The organism is Mariniflexile aquimaris (genome assembly GCF_042676825.1).
GTDB classification, from domain to species: Bacteria; Bacteroidota; Bacteroidia; order Flavobacteriales; family Flavobacteriaceae; genus Mariniflexile; species Mariniflexile aquimaris.
The window spans coordinates 465249-485787 of sequence record NZ_JBHTIB010000002.1 but is presented as its reverse complement, the minus strand read 5'-3'; the positions used below and the strand labels follow the sequence as shown (position 1 = coordinate 485787).

The 20539-nt window shown below is 33.3% G+C and carries 12 protein-coding genes; 8 read left to right on the top strand and 4 right to left on the bottom strand.

The features are described from left to right. The first annotated feature begins 194 nt into the window (after positions 1-194). The 6 genes from ACFQ0I_RS02175 (at position 195) to ACFQ0I_RS02150 (ending at position 13308) form a co-directional block, all read left to right on the top strand. Positions 195-4478 carry a LamG-like jellyroll fold domain-containing protein gene (locus tag ACFQ0I_RS02175; protein ID WP_379938940.1) on the top strand — a complete coding sequence of 1428 codons (4284 nt, stop codon included), beginning with the start codon at positions 195-197 and terminating at the stop codon, positions 4476-4478. Positions 4479-4607: 129 nt separating this feature from the next. Beyond that, complete coding sequence (gene ileS, locus ACFQ0I_RS02170) at positions 4608-8006, top strand: isoleucine--tRNA ligase (RefSeq protein ID WP_379938938.1); 3399 nt, start codon at positions 4608-4610, stop codon at positions 8004-8006. A gap of 4 nt (positions 8007-8010) precedes the next feature. Next, a complete protein-coding gene (locus tag ACFQ0I_RS02165; protein ID WP_379938936.1) occupies positions 8011-8391 on the top strand; it encodes a TraR/DksA family transcriptional regulator in 381 nt (126 codons plus the stop codon). A gap of 120 nt (positions 8392-8511) precedes the next feature. Next, complete coding sequence (locus ACFQ0I_RS02160) at positions 8512-9132, top strand: lipoprotein signal peptidase (RefSeq protein WP_379938934.1); 621 nt, start codon at positions 8512-8514, stop codon at positions 9130-9132. 112 nt (positions 9133-9244) lie between these two features. After that, the gene (locus tag ACFQ0I_RS02155) at positions 9245-11212 is read left to right on the top strand and encodes a hypothetical protein (RefSeq protein ID WP_379938932.1); all 1968 of its coding nucleotides are present in this window, start codon (positions 9245-9247) and stop codon (positions 11210-11212) included. 209 nt (positions 11213-11421) lie between these two features. Beyond that, on the top strand, positions 11422-13308 hold the full coding sequence (locus ACFQ0I_RS02150; RefSeq protein WP_379938931.1) for a hypothetical protein: 1887 nt from the start codon (positions 11422-11424) through the stop codon (positions 13306-13308). Here the strand turns inward: ACFQ0I_RS02150 and ACFQ0I_RS02145 are convergent. From ACFQ0I_RS02145 to ACFQ0I_RS02130, 4 genes are read right to left on the bottom strand one after another with little or no spacing between them, the layout of a single operon-like run. After that, positions 13305-13868 (bottom strand): 5-formyltetrahydrofolate cyclo-ligase, encoded by a 564-nt coding sequence (locus ACFQ0I_RS02145; RefSeq protein WP_379938929.1) that lies wholly within the window; start codon positions 13866-13868, stop codon positions 13305-13307. The two genes, ACFQ0I_RS02150 and ACFQ0I_RS02145, sit on opposite strands and share 4 nt — an antisense overlap. 5 nt (positions 13869-13873) lie before the next feature. Then, complete coding sequence (locus ACFQ0I_RS02140; protein ID WP_379938927.1) at positions 13874-14848, bottom strand: succinylglutamate desuccinylase/aspartoacylase family protein; 975 nt, start codon at positions 14846-14848, stop codon at positions 13874-13876. Further along, positions 14845-15738, bottom strand: coding sequence for a 30S ribosomal protein S6--L-glutamate ligase (gene rimK, locus ACFQ0I_RS02135; protein ID WP_379938926.1), 894 nt, complete (start codon positions 15736-15738; stop codon positions 14845-14847). The genes ACFQ0I_RS02140 and rimK overlap by 4 nt, the downstream gene beginning before the upstream one ends. Further along, positions 15735-16160 (bottom strand): ATP-dependent zinc protease family protein, encoded by a 426-nt coding sequence (locus ACFQ0I_RS02130; protein ID WP_379938924.1) that lies wholly within the window; start codon positions 16158-16160, stop codon positions 15735-15737. The genes rimK and ACFQ0I_RS02130 overlap by 4 nt, the downstream gene beginning before the upstream one ends. A gap of 116 nt (positions 16161-16276) precedes the next feature. Between ACFQ0I_RS02130 and uvrC the strand changes: the two genes are divergently transcribed. Then, positions 16277-18070 (top strand): excinuclease ABC subunit UvrC, encoded by a 1794-nt coding sequence (gene uvrC / locus ACFQ0I_RS02125; RefSeq protein WP_379938922.1) that lies wholly within the window; start codon positions 16277-16279, stop codon positions 18068-18070. An 85-nt stretch (positions 18071-18155) separates the two neighbouring features. After that, positions 18156-20387, top strand: a complete 2232-nt coding sequence (locus ACFQ0I_RS02120; protein ID WP_379938920.1) for a patatin-like phospholipase family protein — start codon at positions 18156-18158, stop codon at positions 20385-20387. Positions 20388-20539 lie beyond the last annotated feature (152 nt).

The following is a 20539-nucleotide window of genomic DNA, read 5'->3' as shown; positions in this document are numbered from 1 at the left end:
CAAAGTCTCTCACAATTCTTAATCCATTTTACTAAAGTATAATTTAAGTTGGTATTCGTAATCAATCAGAATAGCTATAAACTATTTTTTAATTACGTTTCCACAAAAAGGCGGTAATGCTTTTTAAACATAAGTTATTTCAGTACAAATTAATTGAAATGAATAACATGTTTATGATAAAATCATTACGTTCAATGGAAACAAATTTTAAAAAAGTTGAGACTGCTTTTCTTAAAAGGTATTTGCCTTATTTATTTGTTATTGTAGTTGGTTTATGTTACAATAATGCTAAAGCCCAAATAGCCGTTGATAATACTGCAACAGGCAGTGTTAAAAATTCAAAAAATTTAGCTTTTAATCATACAGTATCTACAGGATTGTCAAATTCCGTAGTGGTCGTGTCTTTATTGATAAATGAAAATTTGAATAAAATAAACACTTTAACTTATGGAGGTGTTGCTTTAACCGAGGTTGAGACTACAAAAAGAGGACAAGTAACCTTAGCCATTTATACTTTGGTAAATCCTTCTTCTGGAACCAATGTTTTATCAATTAACACAAGCAAAAACGCCGATATTACTTTAGCAGTTACTAGTTTTAGTAACGTAAATCAAAGCAATATTTTTTCATCCATACAAAAGGAAAGTGGAAATTCAGGAAATGTATCAAAAACGATTAGTTGTGATGCCAATAGTTTTGGTTTGGACTTTTTATCATTAGATGATAAAACCGCTACTGTGGGGACTGGGCAAACCGTTTTATTTAATAAATTAAATGCAAATGGCGCTGATAGATTATATAGCTCTTATAAAATAGCTTCAGCTGGAACTGATAATTTAAGCTGGAATTTTTCTTCTACAAATTACAATTACATTTGGGGTTGTTTAAATGCTGTTCCAGGTAAAGATACCGATGGTGATGGAATATTGGATTCTGTTGATTTGGATGATGACAACGATGGTATTTTAGATACAGTTGAAAATATATCGGGAACTAACAATGTTGCGTTATTGGGTACTGTTACGTCAAGTTCTGTTGGTTGGGGCGGGGTAATGACTCGAATAAATGATAATAATACAGATGGATCATATTTTAATTCTAATTCTGTTGCGCATACTCTTGGCTCATCTCAATATGATTGGATAGATATAGATTTACAAAGTTTAAAGAACATTGATAATATTGTAGTTTGGAATAGAACGGATTGTTGTTCAGATAGGCTACAAAACGTTTTTTTAATGGTTTCATCTACACCATTTCCTTCCAATTATAATTTAGCGGCAGCGCAAGCAAATGCAGAATTTATACATCAATTTGGAGTTACTAATAATGTCGTTTCTTTAGACACAGCTATTGAAAAAAAGGGAAGATATATTAGAATACAAAAGTCTGGAAATAATATAACGAACTATTTAAATATAGCAGAAATACAAGTTTTTAATTTTAGCGATTATGATAGTGATGGTGTTCCAAATTATTTAGATTTAGATAGTGATGGTGATGGCATTCCTGATAACGTAGAAGCACAAACAACTATAGGTTATATAGCACCTTCGGGGACTGTAAATTCATTTGGTGTTGATACTAACTACGCTGCAGGATTAAATCCAGTAAATACGGATGGTACAGATAATCCTGATTATTTAGATTTAGATTCGGATAACGAAGGCGGAAATGATACTGTTGAGGCAGGATTAACACTTTCAGGTCTTGATGCTGATAATGATGGTTTAGACGATAATATAGATACAACTACTGGATATACCGATGTTAATGGTTCTATAAATAATCCAAGTTTGTTACCAGATACCGACAGCGATGTCAGTACTGGTGGCGATGTAGATTTTAGAGATGCTATTTTCAATGCACCACCCGTTCCTATGGTAGATTTTGATGGCGTAAATGACTATTTATCCAGACCATCTATTTTAAATGGATTAAATAATGTTACTATAATGGCTTGGATTAAATCTGATACAGGGAATTCTTCAGATATGGTTATTGCTGGGGAAGATTCTGGATGTAAATTATGGTTAAGAAATGGAAAAAAGCCAACGTTTACAATAAAAAGTGCTGGAAATGTTGAAAAATCTGCGAGTGGTGATAATATCGAATTAAACAAGTGGTATCATATTGCAGGGGTTTATACGAGTGCAACCGGACTTATTAAATTATATGTAAATGGAGAATTGGTAAGTTCTTACGCTGTTGGAAATACTGGTCGGGTAATAGAGAATACAAGTTCATCATTAGGAACTTTTGAAATTGGACGTTTGTCGAGTAATGTAACAAATAAACAATATTTTAAAGGTGATATAGATGAAGTTCGTGTGTTTAACACGGCATTAACCGATTCGCAGTTACAACAAATAATCTACCAAGAGATTGAGAATAACAATGGTAATGTTCGAGGAACCATCATTCCAAAAGATATTACAGATAGTGATACCAAGGCTGTTTTGTCTTGGAGTAATCTAAAATTATATTACAGAATGGGTACTGAGTTTACCAGCGATAATAAAGTTAAAGATTATTCAGGAAATGGGAATCATGCTTCTGTTTTTAATGTTACAACCTCCCAAGAAGAAACAGCACCAATGCCTTATCTTACAGCTAGTAATGGTAATTGGAATACCGCAGCTACATGGAAGTGCGGTGATGTTTGGGATTTAACAGACGCGAGTAATAATAGAGAACATAGTATTATTAAAATATCTCATGATATTACAATTAGTCAATCACTAAAAACAAAAGGTTTAATTATAGATGAAGGCAAAACCCTAACAGTAACCGGCGATAATGAAATACAAAACAGTTATTATTTAGCGTTAAATGGTACTTTAGATTTAATGGGTGATTCGCAATTGGTACAAACCAGTACCAGCGATTTAGTAACTTCGGCTACGGGTAAACTTTTAAGACGTCAAGAAGGAACCAGCAATGTATATCGATATAATTATTGGTCGTCTCCAGTTGGCATAAAAGGTGCCACAAGTTTAATAGATAATAATACATCGGCAAATAATCCAAATAATTCAGCTTTCAAGTTAAATATGCTAAAAGACCAATCAGGGTTTGATATGTCATTTACTTCGGCATACAATCAAGTTGGTAAAATAAGTACTTATTGGTTGTATACGTATAAAAATGGCGTAACCTATTGGGATTGGGCTTTGTTAAGTCCCACCGCAGGATTTACACCTGGTGTAGGCTATACCCAAAAAGGTACAGGAAATGCAGGGTTAGAACAGCAGTATATATTTGAAGGCAAGCCCAATAACGGTACTATTTTAGTAGATGTTATAGATAAAGGCGGAAATGGCTCGGTAGCTAATGTATCTAAAACCGAGTATTTATTAGGTAATCCATACCCATCGGCTTTAGATGTAGAAAAGTTTATTGATGATAACGTAGGTATTATAGGAGGAACCTTGCAATTATGGCAACAATGGGCAGGCGATTCGCATTATTTAGATGATTATAAAGGTGGTTATGCCCAAGTAAATAAATTGGGAGGCGTAAGAGCTTCACAGTTTGTTGGAATAAGTGGCGCAACAACAAATGGTTCTGAAGGTACGTTGGTACCTTCAAAATACTTACCAGTAGGACAAGGGTTTATTGCTGAAATTGTAGCAACAGGCACTGTAAAATTTAAGAATAGCCAGCGCGTATTTATAAAAGAGTCTGATGCCGATGGTACTTATACTTCTGGCTCTGTATTTTTCAAATCGACTAACACAAAATCAAAAAGTACTGATAGTACTACGGATGCGTCGCAAACCAGTACGATGCAAAAAATTCGATTAGAGTTTAACTCGGTGGTAGGTACGCAAACACGTAGAGAAGTACTTTTAGGCTTTAGCGATTATACAACCGATGGATACGATTATGGGTATGATGCTGCTTGCAGCGAATCCAATAACAACGATTTTAATCTGAGTTTAAATGGTGAAAATATGAATATACAAGCATACAGCGCGATAACTTCAGATAAGGTTATTCCATTAAACTTTAAATCTTCAGGCAACAATACTTTTGAAATTAAAGCTACGGAGTTTGAGAATTTAGATTCCAGTCAGGAAGTTTATTTAAGAGATAATGTTACAGGCACATATTTTGATTTAAGACAAAATACGTCATACAGGTTTACATCCGCAGCCGGAAAGTTTAACAGTAGGTTCGAAATGGTTTTTCAGTCTCAACAAAAGAGTTTAGGTGTTGAAGAAGCATTGGCTTCAGAAAACTATATTTACTTTCAAAATTCATCCAATACCTTGTATGCTAAAAAACTAAATACAGCCATAGCGAAATTAGCTATTGTAAACATGCGCGGGCAAACCATTACGGAGCTAAGCAATGTCTCACAAGAAACGTTAAGCAATGGCATAAAAATATCAAACGTAGCCACAGGTACTTACGTAGCGTGGTTTAAAACGGAAACAGGACAGGTAATCACTAAAAAGTTTATTGTTAATTAATTTTTAATATTAATTTAATTAGTGGAAAAAGCCAAAATAATAGTTTTGGCTTTTTTTATCATTAAAAATTAATCATTTAAGGATAAATCCTTAATTTCGCACCTCGAAAAGAAATTTGATATAAAGAGCATGAAATTCCCTGAATATAAAGGCCTTGACTTACCAAAAGTTGCAGAAGAAATTCTAAACTATTGGCAAGAAAACGAAATTTTTGAAAAAAGTGTATCTACTAGAGAGAATCACGAATCGTTTGTGTTTTTTGAAGGACCTCCTTCTGCAAACGGATTACCTGGTGTTCATCACGTTTTAGCACGTGCTATAAAAGATATTTTCCCGCGTTATAAAACCATGAAAGGTTACCAAGTAAAGCGTAAAGCAGGTTGGGATACGCATGGTTTACCAATTGAATTGGGTGTTGAAAAAGAATTAGGTATTACCAAAGAAGATATTGGAAAAACTATTTCGGTGGAAGATTATAATGCAGCCTGTCGTAAAGCTGTAATGCGTTACACCGATGTTTGGAACGATCTAACACAAAAAATGGGGTATTGGGTGGACATGAACGACCCTTACATTACCTACGAACCAAAATACATGGAAAGTGTTTGGTGGTTGTTAAAAGAAATCTACAACAAAAATTTACTGTACAAAGGGTATACCATTCAGCCCTATTCGCCAAAAGCCGGAACAGGTTTAAGTTCACACGAGTTAAACCAACCAGGAACTTATCAGGATGTTACTGATACTACCGTGGTTGCTCAGTTTAAAGCAAAACCAGAATCGTTACCAGATTTTTTACAGAATGAAGGTGATATTCATTTTTTAGCTTGGACAACTACTCCTTGGACCTTGCCAAGTAACACAGCCTTAACCGTGGGGCCTAAAATTGAATATGTTTTAGTTGAAACTTACAACCAATACACGTATCGACCGATTAAAGTGGTTTTAGCTAAAAAATTAGTTAGCTATCAGTTTGCAGGGAAGTTCAATGAAGTTAAAGATAAAGCGGAATTGTATGCATATAAATCGGATGATAAAAAAATTCCATTCTTCATAATAAAGCAATTTATTGGGAAAGATTTAGTAGGCATTACCTACGAACAATTATTGCCTTATACACTTCCAAACGATAATCCAGAAAATGCGTTTAGAGTAATTTCTGGAGATTTCGTTACTACCGAAGATGGTACAGGTATTGTACACACCGCACCTACGTTTGGAGCAGACGATGCCACGGTTGCAAAACAAGCAACTCCCGAAGTACCACCTATGTTAGTAAAAGATGAAAACGGAAATCTTGTTCCTTTGGTAGATTTACAAGGGAAGTTCCGTCCAGAAATGGGTGAATATGCTGGTAAATATGTGAAGAATGAATACTATAACGAAGGCGAAGCTCCTGAGCGTTCGGTAGATGTAGAGATTGCCATCAAATTAAAAGAAGAAAATAAAGCCTTTAAGGTTGAAAAATATAAACACAGTTACCCAAACTGTTGGAGAACCGATAAACCAATTCTGTACTATCCGTTAGATTCTTGGTTTATTAAAGTCACCGATATTAAAGAGCGTATGTTCGAACTGAACGAAACCATTAACTGGAAGCCGAAAGCAACAGGTACAGGTCGTTTTGGTAACTGGTTAGCAAATGCCAACGATTGGAATTTATCGCGGTCTCGTTACTGGGGCATTCCATTACCAATTTGGAGAACCGAAGATGGTAAAGAGGAAATCTGTATCGGTTCGGTTGAAGAATTAAAATCTGAAATGGAAAAAGCTGTTTCAGCAGGCGTACTTTCAAAAGCTATTTTTGAAGATTTCGAAGTTGGAAACAATTCCGAAGAAAACTACGCTAAAATCGACTTGCATAAAAATATTGTTGATGAGGTGGTTTTAGTGTCACCTTCCGGAAAGAAAATGTTCCGCGAAAGTGATTTAATTGATGTGTGGTTCGATTCTGGTTCCATGCCGTATGCACAGTGGCATTACCCGTTTGAAAATAAAGAGTTAATAGATAATGGAACTTCGTATCCAGCCGATTTTATTGCCGAAGGCGTAGACCAAACCCGTGGGTGGTTCTATACACTGCATGCTATTGCAACTATGGTATTCGATTCGGTTGCGTATAAAAACGTCGTGTCTAACGGATTGGTGTTGGATAAAAACGGACAAAAAATGTCTAAACGTTTAGGAAATGCTATCGATCCGTTCGAAACGTTATCAACTTATGGTGCCGATGCCACACGTTGGTACATGATAAGCAACGCAAACCCTTGGGATAATTTAAAGTTCGATTTAGATGGTGTTGAAGAAGTAAAACGTAAATTCTTCGGTACACTTTATAATACCTATTCGTTCTTTCAGCTGTATGCTAATTTAGATAGTTTTACTTATAGTGAAGCCGAAATTGAGATAAGTAAACGACCTGAAATTGATAGATGGATCCTTTCAGAATTAAACACATTAATACAAAAAGTAGATGCGTTTTATGCTGATTATGAGCCTACAAAAGCGGCACGTGCCATTTCAGATTTTACTCAAGATTACCTAAGTAACTGGTATGTGCGTTTATGCAGAAGACGTTTCTGGAAAGGCGAATACGAACAAGATAAAATTTCGGCCTACCAAACACTTTACACTTGTATGGTAACCATTGCAAAGTTAGGCGCACCAATCGCTCCGTTTTTTATGGATAGATTGTATTTAGATTTAAATGTCGCAACTAAAAAAGAAGCTTTTGAAAGTGTGCATTTAGCAGAATTTCCACAATATGACGCGTCTGTTGTAGACAAGAGTTTAGAACGCAAAATGGAAGCAGCACAAACCATTTCGTCTTTAGTATTATCGTTACGAGCGAAAGAGAAAATAAAAGTGCGTCAGCCACTTCAAAAAATCATGATTCCTGTTACAAGCAAACAGCAAAAAGAGGAAATTTTAGCGGTTTCAGATTTAATAAAACATGAAGTAAATGTAAAAGAGATTGAACTTTTAGAAGAAGCTTCAGATATTTTAGTAAAACAGATAAAACCTAATTTTAAGACCTTAGGACCGCGCTTTGGGAAGGACATGAAAGCCATTGCTAGTGAAGTAATTAACTTTACAGCAGAAGATATTAACAAAATAGAACAAAATGGCGTTTTAGATATTGTAGTTAACGGAAAAAATATAACTTTAGCACTCGATGATGTAGAAATTACATCACAGGATATTGAAGGTTGGTTGGTAGCTAATGAAGGTAATTTAACAGTTGCTTTAGATGTTACAATAACCGACAATTTACGAAGTGAAGGCATAGCCAGAGAACTTGTAAATCGTATTCAAAATTTGCGCAAAGATTCGGGATTTGAGGTCACTGATCGAATAGATGTTAAATTACAGAGTAATTTGCAAATTGATACGGCAATTCACACAAATATTTCGTATATTAAAGCAGAAACGCTCACAGAAGGGCTTGAAATAATTGACAAACTAGAAAATGGTATAGAGATTGCATTTGATGATGTAAATACCAAATTATTTATTCAAAAACATTGAAATTATGAGTTTAGATTTAAACATAAGATATTCTGATAAGGATTTAGCAGAATTTAAGACTTTAATTCAAGAGAAGATAGTTAAAGCGCAACACGATTTAGAGTTAATTAAAAGCGCGTATATGAACGACCATAGTAATGGTACAGAAGATACCTCGCCTACATTTAAAGCTTTCGATGAAGGTAGTGAAGTTATGAGCAAAGAATCTAACTCTGCCTTAGCAATAAGACAAGAAAAATTTATTCGCGATTTAAAAAATGCTTTAATTAGAATTGAAAACAAAACCTACGGTGTTTGTAGAGTTACAGGAAAATTAATTGCAAAAGAGCGATTAAAATTAGTGCCTCATGCAACCTTAAGTATTGAAGCAAAAAACATGCAATAATATTGTTATAAATTATATATTTGAAACGTCTCGCCCGAAGACTATCGGGATTGAGGCGTTTTTTATTTCACGGCGTATCGCACTCAGCACTGTCTAAGTGCATTAACAAAACGATAGTAAATGTCCATAAAAAAATCTATAGCCATCATCATTATTATTTTACTTATCGATCAAATAAGTAAAATTTATATAAAGACGCATTTTAAACTGCAGGAACACATTGTGGTATTTAATTGGTTTCAAATCTATTTTATTGAAAACGATGGTATGGCTTGGGGTACAAAAATTAGTGATTTTATATCTTTTGTTTCCGAAAGACAAGCAAAAGTAGCACTTACATTGTTTCGCGTGTTAGCTGTTTTCGGCATTGGCTATTGGCTGTATGATGCTACAAAAAAGGGTGCCTCAAAAATATTAATTTTAGCGATCGCCTTTATATTTGCAGGCGCTATGGGTAATATTATCGACTCTGTTTTTTATGGCGTTTTGTTTGATGATAGTTTTAATCAAGTAGCAACATTTCTTCCAGAAGGAGGTGGCTACGATTCGCTGTTACACGGTAGGGTGGTAGATATGCTATATTTTCCGTTGTTTTCAATAGATTTGCCAACCTGGTTTCCAATAAATGCCGGCAAGCGTTTTAACTTTTTTGAGCCTGTTTTTAATATTGCCGATATGGCCATAAGCACAGGGTTTATTATGCTTATTGTGTTTAATAAGAAGGCGTTTCCTAAAACGTAATTTTAATTTTAACTTAATTTAATGTGATGTTTTTATGTATAGAAATAATAAAACCCTAGCATTATTTATTTGTTTGATTTCTGTTTTTCTTTCTGCTTGTAGTACTGATGATATGGACTCCAACAAAAGCGTTATGAAAGATGCCAAAAAGGAGAATTTGTACGGAGCTTGGTCTATTTATAAAGTGGAACACAAAGGAATATCTAGAAATGTAACGCCAAATATAGAGCAATGTGGGCGCGATTTTTTTATTTACAACGAAAATCAAGACTATGAAGAGTTTCTGTATCAAGAATCTTTTACCTGTGCGCCTACGCTAAATAAATTAAAATGGGAATTAAATAATGGCATCATTACCTTATATAATTCAGATAATTCGGCTTCAGAAATAATCACTATTAATAGCATAAGTGCAAATAATTTTGTTTTTACTGCAACCATTGATTTTGATGGAGACAATGTTAAAGAGGCATATACCTTTACAGCTTATAGATATCTTCCTCCAAATGAAATTGACATTTACACGTCAACTTTTTATAGGGTAGAAGAACCGATGTTTACTAACCAAATAGAATTTAAATGGAACCAGTATAACGGCTATAATTCATTCTTAAAATATGAAATATATAGAAGTAACGATGGGTGTTCTATTAACACAGCAGAATTGATAAAAACTATTGAGAATGTAAGTACAACTAGTTTTATTGATGAAAATCCGCCCGTAGCAGGAAGCTTTTGTTACTTCTTGAAAATTTATACTGATAAAGGATTGTTAGGTGAGAGTGATCCAAAATATGTAGCTACCGAATTTATCATTCCAAAAAATGTAGCCATCGTAAATTCTAGTTATACAAATAATTCAATAACATTTTTTTGGGAAAAGTATTCAGGATATTATTTTTCACATTACGAAATAAGAGTACAAGACCAAAATACAAGCTCTAGTTATAACGTTGAAACCGTGAAAATTATTGATGATATTAATATTACAAGCTTTACAGATTATAATCCGCCATATGTCAATAATCCGGTTTACTCCATTTATGTGCATAATATATTTGGGAATAGTAGTCCGTTAGACATGAATAAAAACATGGTTCAAATCGGTTTTACAAGGGATGATTTATTAGATTTTAATAATTTTAGGTTTTTAAGTTTTGATGCACAGAGTCATTCGTTTTTCTCTTATGGAAAGTCTATTAAAAATGAAATGAGACTTGTAAAGTATGATTATTTAAATAAAAAAATAATCGCTGAAGCCTTTAAGTTACCTACTAGTTCTACAGATACAGAAATGAAACTGATTACTTCAGAAAATGGGAAAGAGCTTATTTTTGTTCAGGGTAGCGATTTGTGGGTTTACGATGCTGCTAATTTGATATATAAGTATGCGCTAAAATCTAGTTATTCTTTAGTGAATAGTTTCGCTTATTTAAGTAGTAATATTTGGGTGATTGCTGATGGTGATTACGTTAAAACTTATAAAAGAAATGGAAGTGAATTTTTAAAAATAGATGAAAAATTACACTTTCCAGACCACCAAGGAAGCTTTAACTATGAGATAACAAAAATTGATACAAATACTATTTTATTAAGCCATAATAATGAAGGTAGAGCCATTCAATATACAATTAATACTGAAGGACAAATAACAAACAATGGTATTAAGCAGATGCCGTTGTATGCTAAATACAACAGTGATATTGGCGTAAATTATACCGGCAAACTAATTTTAAATAAAAACAGAAACACAATTTATTCGTCAGTAAATTATTCAGCTGTTGCTAGTTATGCTAATCCAATAATATCATTGAATTTTAATAAATTAGGAACTAAGATTTTTGGAACTAATAATGATGTTGGCACAAGTGGCAATTATAATCATTTTAAAAAGGAGCTTATTGTTTATGATGTTAGCAACCAAGGGTTGACTAAACTTACAACAAATGGCTATCCTTTGTATGTAGCTGAAGATGATTCCGGAAATATTGTAAGTCTGTCTTCAGGATTTCCTAGAACTGGGTATTATAGCTATCGTATAAGTGATGTTGCCGATTTGTTTGTTGAGATTATTAAATAAATAGTATTTAGTGTCAAGGCGTTTCCTAAGAATTAATTTTTAATTTAAAACATATTTTGTAAGTTTATTTTCATAAATTGAAATTTTAATTTGTAAATATAAAATACATTCGATGAAATCTCCTTTAAGTATCGGTTTTTACAAAAGTACACACCAATCAAGATAAAGGCGATAGCATATGGACATTGGAAATAAGTAAATATCCGAAAATGAAATATAGTTTCTTCACGCTAGTAGCTTTTTTAATATTCAGTTTTAATACACTTACAAGTCAAAATAAACACAACATTGTTTTTCCGCAAAGCGATAGAGATATAGTTTGCCAACAATGTACCCAAACTTTTAATCAAAAACCTAAGGAAGTGCGGTTTTCGGTTGTTAGAGAAAATGACAACTTATATTTTCAGGTAAACGATAAAGCGTGGTTTAACCAGCTTTTTAAGAACCCAACCGATGGAATTGCTATTGATATTGTTTCAAAAGACATTTATGGTTGTTTAGAAATACGTATTGGTAATCCACAAATAAAAGGCGAATTACTTAAACCTGTTTTCACAACTAGTTTAAAAAGTGGGTTGAAACCTGTTGGAGGAAATATGTTTCGTGTACACGTTGGTAGAATTCCTAATGCATTAACAAATAAAGAGCTAGAGTTCAATATATTATTTTTAGTAAACAATAATTTATGCAGATATAATAGTATATATCATTTAGAATCTTATCCATGGGATTTATTAGACATGGGAATGTATCTAGACTCTTTAACTTATAACCCTAAAAAAGTAAAACCAATTGCCGAAGAAGGGTTTGTTGTAAAGTACAAAACATTGAAGTTTAAAATTCCATTTAAAAAAAATAAATCGGAATATTCACAACAAGATATTAAGCCCATTTATGATTCTTTACGATTAACAGATTTTAATATAAAAACTATTAAAATTAAAGCATATTCTTCTATTGAAGGAAGTGTTGAAAGAAACCTCGAACTACAAAAACAACGCGCTAATAGTATTGTTGCGGCATTACAAAGTTTTCAAAAACCAACTATTATAACCGAAGTGTCTTCTTCTGAAAATTGGGTTGAATTTTTAAATGATATAAAAGGAACAACCTACGAAAATTTAAAAATCTTAACAAAAAAGGAAATTAAATCGAAATTAGATACCGAACTATCTAGCGAACTAGAACCAATTTTAAAAAACCACAGAAAAGCTATTTTAGAATTGGAACTTGAAAAGAAAGATAATTATAAAAACATGCTACCAGATGAATTGGTGACTATTTTTAATTCGGCAATAAGTCAGCAAAATATAAAGAAAGCTTTAGAAATTCAAAATTCCATTTTCGAAAAAATCAAAGGGAAAGAAATAGAACCAGAATTTTTAAGAAAAATGGAAATACCTAAGCAATCCAAATTTGTAAAAGTATTTAATAAAAATTCTGCATTTAGATACATGCAAGATATTAGGCAGTCTTTAATTGTTTATAGTGAATTACTTGAACTAGAAAAATTAGTGCCTAACGATGGTGAAGTAAAATATAATTTAGCAGCTGTTAAAATAAAACTTTGGAGGCATAAAGCAATTAACGATGATGAAACGAAGCTTAAAAACCAAATTAATGCGTTAAAAAACTATAAAATTGATGCATCGTTAATTGATAGAATGTTGGTTAATTTTCATATAATAAAAGCTGAAAATTTAATGAGACAAAGAGATTATGCCAACAAAGATGAATCGGTAGATTTTATCAATTCCAAGTATAAAAATTTCCCACTTTCAGATTATGATTATTTAAGTTTAGCACAATTTTTCAGTTATTATGCCAATACAGCTTTATCGGTAAAACTGCTTGAAAACAAAGCGAAGAGTATTGATATTGATGAAGATTTATTGTTCTATTATTTAAATTTAACATTAGTTGATAAGAACTTAACTCAAGATGAAAATTACAGAACTATTATGCTTAATGCGATTAATATTAATAAAGAACGTTTTTGTAAGTTGTTCAATGCTATTGAAAAGGGAGGTGTAACTTTTCAATTATTAGATGATGATTATTTGAGTGATACGTTTTGTGAAAACTGTGAAAATTAAAATCTATAAATTGATTTTGGCGTCACGCAATAATCCAACCTAACATCACTTTCAAAAACATTGGTAATTTCAGTTTCTGCTTCAAAAAAAGACAATCCTATTTTAATAGTTTCTGGTTTGCATTCTGATAATAATTTATCGTAAAAACCTTTGCCATAACCCACCCGATGTCCTTTTTTATCAAAAGCTAATAGGGGAATAAAAACCACTTCAATCTTATCATTTAAAATTTCTATACCATCAATAGGTTCCGGAATGTTGTATTCATTTTTTTTAATGATGGTACTATCCGTTAGAAGAAAATGCATCATATTACGCGTCTCAAAATCACTTTTCGAAATTACAATGTGTTTGTCTTTTCCAGAAAGTATGTTCAAAATATAATCGGTATTAACTTCTTTTTGTTCTTCAATAGCTAAAAAAATATGGTAAAAAGATAAGTCCCAAATAGGCAATTTTAATAGCTGATTAGCGATGGACATACTTAAATCATCAATATGATTAGTTGATAATGCTTTACGAAGTGCTTTGTATTTTTTTCGTAATTCGGCTTTAAGCATTTTATCTAGCGTTTAAGTTTTGTCGTAATGTGAAATAAAGCGTCGCCTTGATACACAATGGGCGATTCGTTTACATTAATTATATAGCCCGAATTGGATGCTTTTACTTCATGGTTTAATTTGCCGTATGGGTCGGTAATATTGCCTAAAACTTCTCCTTTTTTAACGTGACTGCTTATGGCGATGGTGGCTCTAAACATACCTGAAATGCTGGCCCTTTGCCAACGACTTTCATTTATAAAAACGGTGTCTTTTTTTGGTTTGGAAGCCGTAAATTTCACATTCAACATTCCTAAATGTTTCAAAATACGTTTGGCGCCATTTATGCCATGGTTGGTGATGTTTTCGTCTATATGAAACGATTTGCCACCTTCAAAAAGCAACATGGGCTTGCCCAATTTATAGCAGCTATTTCTAAACGATTTATTTAAGTTTTTTGAGTACAATACGAAAGGTGCTGCGAATGCTTTGGCTAACTCGTTTAAGTGTCTGTTTTCTTTAGAAATACGTATTTGTGGCGCGTTGTATCTGCCCGAACCACCCGTGTGAAAATCGATCACACAGTCTACGCAAGGTACAATATCATGAATTAATTTATGAGCCACTCTACTTGCCAAAGAGCCATCAACACTTCCTGGAAACACACGATTTAAATCTCTGCCATCGGGGAATTCGCGTTTTAAATTGATAAAACCAAAGATGTTTATTACCGGAATACAAATAACGGTGCCAATTTTTGGTTTGTTAATGCCGCTGGCAATTAATTGTCGTACTATTTCAACGCCATTAACTTCGTCGCCATGAATACCCGCAGTAAACAAAACGATGGGCCCTGGTTTTTTAGCACGTTCAATAATAATAGGAACATTTATTGGTGAGGACGTATGTAGGTTAGCCACATCAAAATCTATCTCCTTAGATTCTCCAGGATATATTTTTGTGTTTAAAATGGTTAAAATGTTATTGGAGATTGAGGTCATTTTGTTGGAATTAAACCGCGTCTACTTTTTTCTATATAGGTGATAATGCTTTTAGCAATATTTTTACCAGTAGCTTCCTCAATACCTTCTAAACCTGGGGTAGAATTCACTTCTAAAAGTAAAGGTCCGCGGGCCGATTGCAACATATCTACACCACAAACAGGTAATTTAAGCACACGAGCTGCATTGGTTGCCAATCGCAATTCGGAGTCTGTTAACTTTATAATATTAGCAGATCCGCCACGGTGTAAATTAGAACGAAATTCACCTTCTTTTCCTTGGCGTTTCATAGCACCAATAACTTGCCCATCAACCACCAAAGCACGAATATCGGCACCTTTGGCTTCTTTAATAAATTCTTGTACTATTACACGAGCTTCTAAACCGTTAAATGCTTCTAAAACCGATTCGGCGGCATTTTTTGTTTCGGCTAACACGACGCCTAATCCTTGAGTGCCTTCCAATAATTTGATTATTACGGGTACACCACCAACATGTTCTATCACTTCTTCAACATCGCGGGAATAATTGGTAAAAACCGTTTTAGGCATACCAATACCTGCTTTACTTAAGCGTTGTAAACTTCTCAATTTATCTCTAGAACGTTGAATAGCATCGGAAGTTGCAATGGTAAATACATTCATCATTTCGAACTGACGAACCACTGCACAACCATAAAAAGTGATGGAGGCACCAATTCTAGGAATCACGGCATCTACATAATCTAAATACCTGTCTTTATAGTAAATAGTAGGTTTTTCTCTTTCGATAATGATGTCGCACTTTAAAGGATCTATAACCTCTACTTTATGACCGCGTTTTTCGCCTTCTTCAACTAGTCGGTCGGTTGAATATAGATTAGAGTTTCTTGATAATATAACTATGTTCATAAGGATTTTGAATTATGAGAAACATTTTCTAAATCTACATCTACTATAAATTTTCGTTTTAAAAACTGCCTGCCAATTAAAACAGGGAATTTCATATCGTCTCTTGTGCTTAAAGTTAGGTTAATCTTATAAGTTTTTCCAAAAAATATAACTTCAGATTTTATTTTATAACGGTTTTCTTTTAGGCCGTTGCTGCTTTTAACTGTGGTTCGCGAATACTCATTAAAGGTAATCTCTGTCTTCCCAAAATTTTGATGTTCGTCACTGTTAAAAACACATCTTAAGGTATTATTTTCTTCAATAATTTCAGAATAATGTATGGTAGAGGTATAAGCGCCCGTATCAATTTTAACATCGATATGAAATAATCCTAGTTTAGGAAAATCTATTTTATCTACTCTACCAATTACTCTTTTATTCATTTTATGGGTTTAAAATGTGGCGCAAGGTAGCAAATAGTTATTTAGCTTCAAAAGTTTAACAGATTTATACAACGCTAACTAATTATTAAAAAATTAAAATAATTACCTTTGAATACATGAATACACCTGCTTTAGAAATACAATTACAAACCTTACCAAACCAACCAGGAGTATACCAGTATTACGACAGTGAAGGCACCATAATTTACGTCGGAAAAGCAAAAAATTTAAAGAAACGAGTAAGTTCGTATTTTACAAAAACACACGATAACGGAAAAACACGTGTGCTGGTAAAAAAAATTGCAACAATAAAGCACATTGTTGTTGATACAGAAACAGATGCTCTATTATTAGAAAACAATCTTATAAAAAAGTATCAGCCTAAGTATAACGTGATGCTTAAAGACGACAAATCGTATCCATGGATTTGTGTGAAAAACGAACGCTTCCCAAGAGTATTTTCTACACGCAGGGTTTTTAAAGATGGTTCTGAGTATTTTGGACCCTATACCAGCATGAAAACCGTTCATACCTTGCTAGATTTAATAAAAGGCTTGTATTCGTTGCGCAATTGCAATTACGATTTATCTGAAAGTAAAATTGAATCGGGGAAATATAAAGTGTGCTTAGAATACCATTTAGGAAATTGTAAAGGCGCTTGCGAAGGCTATGAAACCGAAGCAGAATACAACGAAAGCATCAAGGCCATTAAAGAAATTTTAAAAGGAAATTTTAAAGATTCGTTATCGCAGTTTAAAAGCCAAATGAAACAATTGGCGGAAGACATGCACTTTGAAGAAGCGCAACAGATAAAGGAAAAAATAGAAGTTCTTGAAAATTATCAGGCAAAATCTACCATTGTAAATCCTAAAATTAGCAATGTAGATGTGTTTTCAATAATGAGCGATGAAAGCTATGGTTATGTCAATTTTTTACAGCTTTCTTATGGTTCAATAATACGTTCGCACACTTTAGAAATAAAGAAAAAATTAGACGAAACCGATGTTGAGTTATTAGAGTTGGCTATTACCGAAATTCGTCAACGTTTCCATTCAAAATCAAAAGAAATTTATGTACCTTTTAAGGTCGAAATAGGCGAAAATATTAAAGTGACGATTCCGCAATTGGGCGACAAAAAACATATTTTAGATTTATCACTCAGAAACGCAAAGTATTACCGCATGGAACGTTTCAAGCAAGATAAAATTGTAGATCCCGATCGTCATGCCAATAGAATTATGGCGCAGATGAAAGCCGATTTACGTTTGCATGAAGAACCTCGGCATATAGAGTGTTTCGATAATTCGAACATTCAGGGCACCAACCCCGTGGCGGCTTGTGTGGTTTTTAAAAACGGAAAGCCCAGTAAAAAAGACTATCGCCATTTTAATATAAAAACGGTAGAAGGACCAGATGATTTCGCATCGATGGAAGAAGTAGTGTATCGACGTTACAAACGCCTGTTAGACGAACAGCAACCATTGCCGCACCTCATTATTATTGATGGTGGAAAGGGGCAATTATCGTCGGCACTAAAAAGTCTCGATGCGTTAGGGCTAAGAGGAAAAATAGCAATCATCGGAATTGCGAAGCGTTTAGAAGAATTATTTTATCCAAACGACCCAATTCCACTATATTTAGATAAAAAAAGTGAAACGCTTAAGGTTATTCAGCAATTGCGAAACGAAGCACACCGATTTGGTATAGAACACCACAGAAACAAACGAAGTAAAAGCGCCTTAAATACAGAATTGGAAACCATTACAGGTATTGGAGAAAAAACCGTAGTTGAACTTTTAAAACATTTTAAATCTGCTAAACGCGTTGCAAATGCGAAGTTAGACGAGTTAGAGCCTATTGTTGGAGTTTCGAGAGCCGAAAAAATATATAATTACTACCATAACAAATAAAACATTCATAATTCGAATTTTAATTGAAAATGAGAATGAAGATTAAAATGTTCTATTTGACTATAAAAATGATTAGAATTAATAAATGAAATATTTTTTAACATGTATTCTTTTTATTGTTTGTTTCGAGATGTTTTCTCAAGAAACAACAAAGCAAGATGTTAAGGTAGGTCTGGTTTTAAGTGGTGGTGGCGCTAAAGGTTTAGCCCACATTGGGGTTTTAAAAGTTATAGACAGTTTAGACGTAAAAATCGATTATGTAGCTGGTACTAGTATGGGTGCTATTATTGGAGCACTTTATGCTTCTGGCTATTCAGGGAAAGAGTTAGACTCAATTTTCCATGAAATTGATTTTGATAACCTTATTAACGACGAGCTGCCGAGAGCTTCCAAAGCATTTTATGAACGCTCTAATTCTGAAAAATATGCCATAACCTTACCGTTCGAAAAATTTAAAATAAAATTGCCATCGGCCCTTTCGAGAGGCCAGAATACCTTTAGTTTGTTTTCAAGATTAACGCTGCATGTTAATGAAATTAAGGACTTTAGTAAATTGCCTGTTCCGTTTTTTTGCATTGCTACAAATGTTGAAACAGGTGCCCAAGTGATACTGGATAAGGGTAATTTAACCCAGTCTATTTTAGCTAGTGGCGCACTGCCATCATTGTTTCAGCCCGTTACTATAGACGACCAAATTTTAATTGATGGTGGCGTGGTAAATAATTATCCGGTAGACGAGTTAAGATCAAAGGGGATGGATGTTATTATTGGTGTAGATGTTCAAGACCCGTTGTCGCTGCGCGAAGATTTAACATCAGCACTAGATGTTTTGTCTCAAATTAATAATTTCCGCACAATTAACGATATGAAACTTAAGGTTAAAAAAACCGATATTTATATTAAACCAGATATTAAAGATTATAATGTTGTTTCATTTAACGAAGGCGCTAAAATTATCCAAAATGGCAGGCAAGCGGCATATTCTAAAATGGATTTTTTAAGAGAGTTGCCTAAAAGAGAAACGATTCAAACACCTCCAAAATTTAAAATAACAACGCGAGATAGCATAACCATAAATAACGTTGTTGTAACGGGTATTGAAAAATATACACGTGCATATGTGTTGGGAAAACTCAAAATAAAAAACGGACAAAAAATTAGTTATGAAGCTTTTAATAAAGGCATAAATAATTTAGTAGCTACCAATAACTTTGATTCCTTTGAATACGAATTAAAAAGAGATGAAGATAATGATGGTTTTATACTGAATACAAAAGTTAAAGAAACAGCAATCAGCACATTTTTAAAGCTTGGAATTCATTATGATGATTTATACAAAAGTGCGGCTCTTTTAAACATAACAAAAAAAAGTTGGTTGTTTGATAATGATGTTACCTCGTTAGATATCGTTTTAGGAGATCATGTGCGTTACAATTTTGAATATTATATAGATAAGGGGTTTTATTGGAGTATCGGATTAAAATCGCGATACCATCAATTTAATAAAAACATAAATGCACAGTTAATTTTAAATGATGTAGAAATTGAGGGAACTGGTTTAAACAAAGTCGATGCCGAGTTAGAAGATCAAACCAATCAAATCTATTTGCAAACCTTAATCAAAAAATACTTTGCTTTTAGTATGGGAGCAGAACATAAACGTTTAGAAATAAAAACAGAAACTTTGGCATCAAATAACCAATCCAATGAATTTGTATTTGAAAAAACCGATTATCTAAGTGTTTTTGGCGGTTTAAAATTAGACACCTACGATAATAAGTACTTTCCTAAAAGAGGTGTGTATTTTAATGGCGATTTACACATGTATTTATATGCTTCGGATTTTAACGCCGAATTTAAAAATTTCTCAATAGCAAAGGCCGATATGGGCTATGCGTTTAGCGTATCAAATAAATTGGCGTTTAACCTACAAACAAGCGGAGGGTTTAAATTAGGCGATAAAAACACGAGACCCTTAGATTTTGCCCTTGGCGGATTTGGTAATAATTTAATAAATAATTTCATTCCTTTTTTAGGCTACGATTTCATCTCACTTACGGGAAATAGTTACGTAAAAGCTTTTGCTAGTGTTGATTATGAGTTTTTAAGAAAACAGCACATCCTACTGGAAGGTAATTGGGCTAATATAGAAGACGATATTTTTGAAACAGGCGAATGGTTAACACTTCCAGATTACAGAGGTTATGCCATCGGGTATGGTTTAGATTCTTTTATTGGTCCCATTCAAGTAAAATATAGTTACTCACCAGAGCAAAGGCAAGGCATTTGGTACTTTAATGTAGGCTTCTGGTTTTAATGTCGTTATCAGAATTTCATACGGCTAGATATCATAATAAAAGTTGACTTTAAATCACTATATTTGGTAGCATATGCAACATTTTTGGCAAGATTTATTAGTATTTCTACACTTCCTCATCAAGAGAAATCCTGAATGAGAATACTTTATTG

What these genes read in the sequence shown, in the direction of transcription:
- ACFQ0I_RS02150 (WP_379938931.1), top strand. Translation starts at nt 11,422, where the DNA reads ATGAAATATAGTTTCTTCACGCTAGTAGCTTTTTTAATATTCAGTTTT.
- ACFQ0I_RS02130 (WP_379938924.1), bottom strand. Translation starts at nt 16,160, where the DNA reads ATGAATAAAAGAGTAATTGGTAGAGTAGATAAAATAGATTTTCCTAAA.
- ACFQ0I_RS02165 (WP_379938936.1), top strand. Translation starts at nt 8,011, where the DNA reads ATGAGTTTAGATTTAAACATAAGATATTCTGATAAGGATTTAGCAGAA.
- ACFQ0I_RS02140 (WP_379938927.1), bottom strand. Translation starts at nt 14,848, where the DNA reads ATGACCTCAATCTCCAATAACATTTTAACCATTTTAAACACAAAAATA.
- ACFQ0I_RS02175 (WP_379938940.1), top strand. Translation starts at nt 195, where the DNA reads ATGGAAACAAATTTTAAAAAAGTTGAGACTGCTTTTCTTAAAAGGTAT.
- ACFQ0I_RS02160 (WP_379938934.1), top strand. Translation starts at nt 8,512, where the DNA reads ATGTCCATAAAAAAATCTATAGCCATCATCATTATTATTTTACTTATC.
- ACFQ0I_RS02145 (WP_379938929.1), bottom strand. Translation starts at nt 13,868, where the DNA reads ATGCTTAAAGCCGAATTACGAAAAAAATACAAAGCACTTCGTAAAGCA.
- ileS (WP_379938938.1), top strand. Translation starts at nt 4,608, where the DNA reads ATGAAATTCCCTGAATATAAAGGCCTTGACTTACCAAAAGTTGCAGAA.
- uvrC (WP_379938922.1), top strand. Translation starts at nt 16,277, where the DNA reads ATGAATACACCTGCTTTAGAAATACAATTACAAACCTTACCAAACCAA.
- ACFQ0I_RS02120 (WP_379938920.1), top strand. Translation starts at nt 18,156, where the DNA reads ATGAAATATTTTTTAACATGTATTCTTTTTATTGTTTGTTTCGAGATG.
- rimK (WP_379938926.1), bottom strand. Translation starts at nt 15,738, where the DNA reads ATGAACATAGTTATATTATCAAGAAACTCTAATCTATATTCAACCGAC.
- ACFQ0I_RS02155 (WP_379938932.1), top strand. Translation starts at nt 9,245, where the DNA reads ATGGACTCCAACAAAAGCGTTATGAAAGATGCCAAAAAGGAGAATTTG.